This is a genomic window from Pseudomonas sp. JV245A, assembly GCF_032424515.1.
Taxonomy (GTDB): domain Bacteria; phylum Pseudomonadota; class Gammaproteobacteria; order Pseudomonadales; family Pseudomonadaceae; genus Aquipseudomonas; species Aquipseudomonas protegens.
The window spans coordinates 1-4,921 of record NZ_VYKE01000242.1 but is presented as its reverse complement, the minus strand read 5'-3'; the positions used below and the strand labels follow the sequence as shown (position 1 = coordinate 4,921).

At 67.7% G+C, this 4,921-nt stretch carries 4 protein-coding genes and 1 pseudogene; 2 read left to right on the top strand and 3 right to left on the bottom strand.

What is annotated here, in order from left to right; genetic code table 11:
- Both F6S12_RS29700 and glp read left to right on the top strand, forming a co-directional pair.
- Positions 1-76, top strand: a pseudogene (locus F6S12_RS29700) (molybdenum cofactor biosynthesis protein); the annotation flags it as partial.
- Positions 73-1,278 carry a gephyrin-like molybdotransferase Glp gene (glp, locus tag F6S12_RS29695; RefSeq protein WP_011061995.1) on the top strand — a complete coding sequence of 402 codons (1,206 nt, stop codon included), beginning with the start codon at positions 73-75 and terminating at the stop codon, positions 1,276-1,278. The pseudogene F6S12_RS29700 and the gene glp, both read left to right, overlap by 4 nt.
- Here the strand turns inward: glp and F6S12_RS29690 are convergent.
- The 3 genes from F6S12_RS29690 to F6S12_RS29680 all read right to left on the bottom strand — a co-directional run.
- On the bottom strand, positions 1,275-2,318 hold the full coding sequence (locus F6S12_RS29690; protein ID WP_011061994.1) for an FUSC family protein: 1,044 nt from the start codon (positions 2,316-2,318) through the stop codon (positions 1,275-1,277). The two genes, glp and F6S12_RS29690, sit on opposite strands and share 4 nt — an antisense overlap.
- 106 nt (positions 2,319-2,424) lie before the next feature.
- Positions 2,425-4,050: an NADP-dependent glyceraldehyde-3-phosphate dehydrogenase gene (locus tag F6S12_RS29685; RefSeq protein ID WP_011061993.1), complete on the bottom strand. Its 1,626-nt coding sequence runs from the start codon at positions 4,048-4,050 to the stop codon at positions 2,425-2,427.
- A 183-nt stretch (positions 4,051-4,233) separates the two neighbouring features.
- Positions 4,234-4,921 (bottom strand): AraC family transcriptional regulator (locus F6S12_RS29680; protein ID WP_315869681.1); only part of this gene is annotated, 688 nt, incomplete at its 5' end.

The window sequence follows — 4,921 nt, the reverse complement described above, 5'->3', positions numbered from 1 at the left end:
GCTGGATGCCCGCCACCGGCCATGCAACTTCGTGCCGCACCTCAAGCCGGTGCAGGCCTGCGAGAGCCGGGGATGAGCCAGAACCCACTGATGCCGGTGGAAGAGGCATTGGCCAGCCTGCTGGCCATGGCCGACGCCCAGCGCCTGCCGGAGAGCGAAACCCTGGCCGTGGATCAGGCCCGGCAACGGGTGCTGGCCACCGACCTGGTGGCGACCCTGGACCTGCCGCCCTGGCCCAACAGTGCCATGGACGGCTACGCCCTGAACCTGCAGCACTGGGACGGTGCACCGTTGCCGGTAGCGCAGACCGTGTTCGCCGGGCAGCCCGGTGCGCCCCTGCAACCGGGCAGCTGTGCGCGGATCTTCACCGGCGCCCCGGTGCCCGAAGGCGCCGACTGCGTCGAGATGCAAGAGAACGTCGAGCTGCTGGAAGACGGCCGGGTGCGTTTTACCCAGGCCCTGAAAACGGGGCAGAACATTCGCCCCCAGGGCCAGGAGAACCGCGCCGGCGAGGTGTTGCTGCAGGCCGGCAAGCGCCTCGGCCCCTTCGAGCTGGCGGTGGCCGCCGCCCAGGGCTGCACCGAGTTGCAGGTGGTGCGCCGCCCGCGCGTGGCGCTGCTGTCCACCGGCGATGAATTGCTGGAGCCGGGCACGCCCATGCGCCCCGGCTGCATCTACAACAGCAACCGCACCCTGCTCAGGCACTGGCTGGACGCCCTGGGCTGCGAGGTGATCGACGCCGGGATCCTGCCCGACCGGCCGCAGCACACCCGCCTCAGGCTGGAGCAGTTGCAGCATGGCGCGGACCTGATCCTGACCACCGGCGGCGTTTCCGCCGGGGATGCCGACTGCCTCGGGCAGGTGCTCAGGGACAGTGGCCGGCCGCTGTTCTGGAAACTCGCCATCAAGCCCGGCAAGCCCCTGACCGTGGGTTACTTCGGACAGGTGCCGGTGATCGGCCTGCCGGGCAACCCGGCCTCGGCACTGGTGACCTTCGGCCTGTTGGCCCGGGCCTACCTGCTGCGGCTGCAGGGGGTACAGGAGGTGGCGCCGCTGAGCGTCGAGGTGCCTGTGGCCTTCGCTTGGCCCAAGGCCGGCAAGCGCCGCGAGTACCTGCGAGCGCGCCTGGAGAACGGCCGCGCCGTGCTTTATCCGAACCAGAGTTCCGGGGTGTTGCTGGGGGCTTCCTGGGCCGATGGCCTGGTGGAAATCGTCGAGGGCCGGACCTTGCAGGCAGGGGATCGGGCGCCCTTCATTCCTTTCAGCGAGCTGTTCTAGATCTTCCAGTGCCGGGCGCTCTTGGCCAGGCGCTGGTGCATCTCGCCGAGGGTCGCGGCCAGTTGCCGGGTCAGCAGCCGGTAACCATCCAGGGCCGAATACACCGGGGCCTCCAGAGCGTTTTCGGGGTGGCCTTCCACGGATTTCTCCAGGCGCTGGGTGACCCCCGATTGCAGGGCCCGGGCCATGCCGATCAGTTGCACGCGGATCTGCCGGTGCTCGGCCTTGAGCGCCAGTTGCATCTGCGCCATGGCCTGCGGGTCGCTGGCATCGGGGCGGGTGTTGCCGAGGATCTCCAGGGTGCTGATGCACATGCGCAGGTTGCGCTGGATGGCGTCCAGCTCGGTCATGGAAATCCGTACTTCCTTGGACACCGAAGGCATCAGCGAACGCAGTTGCAGCATGGCGCTGTTGACCCGGCCCAGGAGCTTGAGGTGCTCGTCGTCGGTCACCGACTGGCCCTTGATGATCCGCCCGTACAACTGCGCGCAGTCGCGCAGGGCGCTGGCCAGGTTGTAGCGCCAGGAGTACACCGCATACAGCGGAATGGCGAAGGAAAACGCCAGGGCCAGGGCAATGCCGATGAGGATGTCCACCGCCCGCCACAGGCCGTCGCTGACCTGGTTGTCACCGTGGCCGGCGACGATGAACACGGTGATCGCCGCCAGCAGCGCGGTGTAGCCGCCCTTGCCGATGGCGTGATAGGAAAAGTAGCCGCACACCACCGACATGCCCAGGTAGGTCAGCCAGGGGTGGCCGAAGTAGGCCTGCTGCACCACCAGCACCAGCCCGACCCCGGCGCCCACCAGGGTGCCGATGGCCCGTTCCGCGGCCTTCTTGCCGATGTTGCCGTGGTGCTGCAGGCCGCCGATCACCACCAGCATGGTCACCGAGGCCCATTCGCCGTGGGGCAGGTTGAGGCCGGTGGTCAGGAGGATGGTGGCGATCAGGCCGAGGGCGACCCGCACCGCGTGGATCAGCCGGGCGTGACGGTAGCGCCGGTACGGGTCGAGCACGGGACGCAGCAGGCGGCGCAGCAAAGGTGGCAGGGTGATGCCCCGCAGGTGTTTTAACGGGCCCAGATCGGTTCCTCCGGTTGGCGGCAGGGGCCGGGCGTTCGCGCCAGGGCGAACGCTCGGGGCTCCCTCAGAAAATGTAGTCGGTGGTCAGGAAGCTCGACTCGCGATTACGGATGATGTCGCTGATCAATTGCTTGTTGCGCTCCTGGAACTTGGTCGCCACCAGGGTGCGGATCGAGAAGGTGCGCAGTGCGTCATGTACCGACAGCGTACCCTCGGCGGAGTTCTTGCGGCCGTTGAAGGGGAAGGTATCCGGGCCGCGCTGGCACTGGGCGTTGATATTGATCCGCCCGACCTGGTTGGCAAAGGCGTCCACCAGCCGGCCGATCTCGGCCGGGTCGCTGCCGAACAGGCTCAGTTGCTGGCCGAAGTCCGATTCCAGGACATAGTCGATCACGGTGTCCAGGTCGCGGTAGGGCACGATGGGCACCACCGGGCCGAACTGCTCCTCGTGGTAGACGCGCATCTGCGGGGTCACCGGGTACAGCACCGCCGGGTAGAAGAACGAAGCCCGGGCCTCGCCGCCGTGGGCGTTCACCACCTTGGCGCCGTGGGCCTGGGCGTCGGCCACCAGGGCGTGCAGGTAGTCGACCTTGGTGTTCTCCGGCAGCGGCGTCAGGGCCACCCCCGGTTCCCAGGGCATGCCCGGCTTGAGGCCTTGCAGCTTGGCGTTGAACTGCTCGATGAAGCGTTCCACCACGGCTTCGTGGACGAACAGGATCTTCAGCGCGGTGCAGCGCTGGCCGTTGAACGACAGGGAGCCGGTGAGGGCTTCGCTGACCGCGTTGTCCAGGTCGGCATCGGGCAGCACGATCCCCGGGTTCTTCGCGTCCAGGCCCAGGGCCGCGCGCAGGCGGTGGGGCTTGGGGTGGAGTTTCTTCAGGTCGCTGGCGGCCTTGTTGGTGCCGATGAAGGCAAAGATGTCGATCTTGCCGCTGGCCATCAGCGCGCTGACGGTCTCGCGGCCGCTGCCGTAGATGACGTTGATCACCCCGGCCGGGAAGCTGTCGCGGAAGGCTTCGAGCAGCGGGCGGATCAGCAGCACGCCGAGCTTGGCTGGCTTGAACACTACGGTGTTGCCCATGATCAGCGCCGGGATCAGGGTGGTGAAGGTCTCGTTCAGCGGGTAGTTGTAGGGGCCCATGCACAGGGCCACGCCCAGGGGCACGCGGCGGATCTGGCCGAGGGTGTCCTGCTCCAGTTCGAAGCGGCTGGAGCGCCGGTCCAGTTCCTTGAGCGCGCCGATGGTGTCGACGATGTAGTCGCAGGTACGGTCGAACTCCTTCTCCGAGTCCTTGAGGTTCTTGCCGATTTCCCACATCAGCAACTTGACCACCGCCGTGCGCTGTTCGCGCATGCGCGCCAGGAAGGCTTCCACGTGCTGGATGCGCTCGGCCACGCGCATCGTTGGCCAGGCGCCCTGGCCGCGATCGTAGGCGCGCACCGCGGCGTCCAGGGCGGTGAGGGCGGTGTCGGCGTCCAGCAGCGGGGTGCTGCCGAGAATCACCTGGGTATCGCCGTCGGCGCCGCTCAGGTAGATCGGGCTGCGGACCTGGGCCAGGGGGCCGTTCCAGGTGCGCAGTTCACCGTCCACCAGGTAGTCGCGCTGCTCCACCGGGTCGGGCAGGCGAAAGGCTTCGGGGATGTCGGCGGCGGCAGGAAACAGGTGGCTCAATAGATTGGCTGTGGTCATGACTCTACCCCGTGTTGGAAATGGCTCCGGCGCGGTGACAGCGACGGCATCGCTCCATGGTTTATACGCCTTAATGGCCCGGCGCTTTAGCGGTTTTTCCACCGGGCGCCCGAGCGCGACGGCCCGCGGCGCCCCTGTGCGGGCCCGCGGCGCGTCAGCGGTCGTGGTTCGAGATTAAACGTTTCAGCCGCTGCCCAGCAACTGCCGGATCAAGCTCGGGGTGCTGCCGGTCCAGCGCTTGAATGACCGGCGGAAGTTGGCCGGGTCATTGAAGTTCAGGTACTCGGCCACCGCCTCGTTGCTCCAGCCCTTGATCTGGTACAGGTACAGCGCCACGTGCTTGTGCACCCGGTCCACCTGTTGCTGGTAGCCGCTGTGGTGCTTGCTCAGCTTGCGCTTGAGGGTGGCCGGGCTCATGGCGAAATCCTGGGCCGCCTGCTCCAGGCTCGGGGTGTGGCGTACCTGGGTTTTCAGGTAGCGGTACAGGGTGTCGAGGAAACTGCTGGCAAACCCCAGTTGGCGCAGGTGCTCGCCGGCCTCCAGGCGCGCCACCTGGCCGGCGGTGGCCGAGGCCCCGGGCCAGGGCCGGGTCAGGTATTGCCGGGGGATGCGCATCAGGTCCAGGGGCCGCTGGAACTGGGTCTGTTCCCCCAGGTGCACCCAGTACTGCTCGACGTAGCGCGGCTCGCTGTGGCTGAAGCTGCATTCCCAGGGCAGGCGCTGGCCGGCCAGCCACTGACTCATGGCCACCAGTGAAGTCATGCTGGCTTCCAGGAGGAACCGCCAGTGCTCGCCGGCGCCGCAGCTGTCCAGCCAGTAGCAGTAGGCGTGATGCTCGTCCAGTACCAGGCGCGGGCTGGCCAGGGGGCTG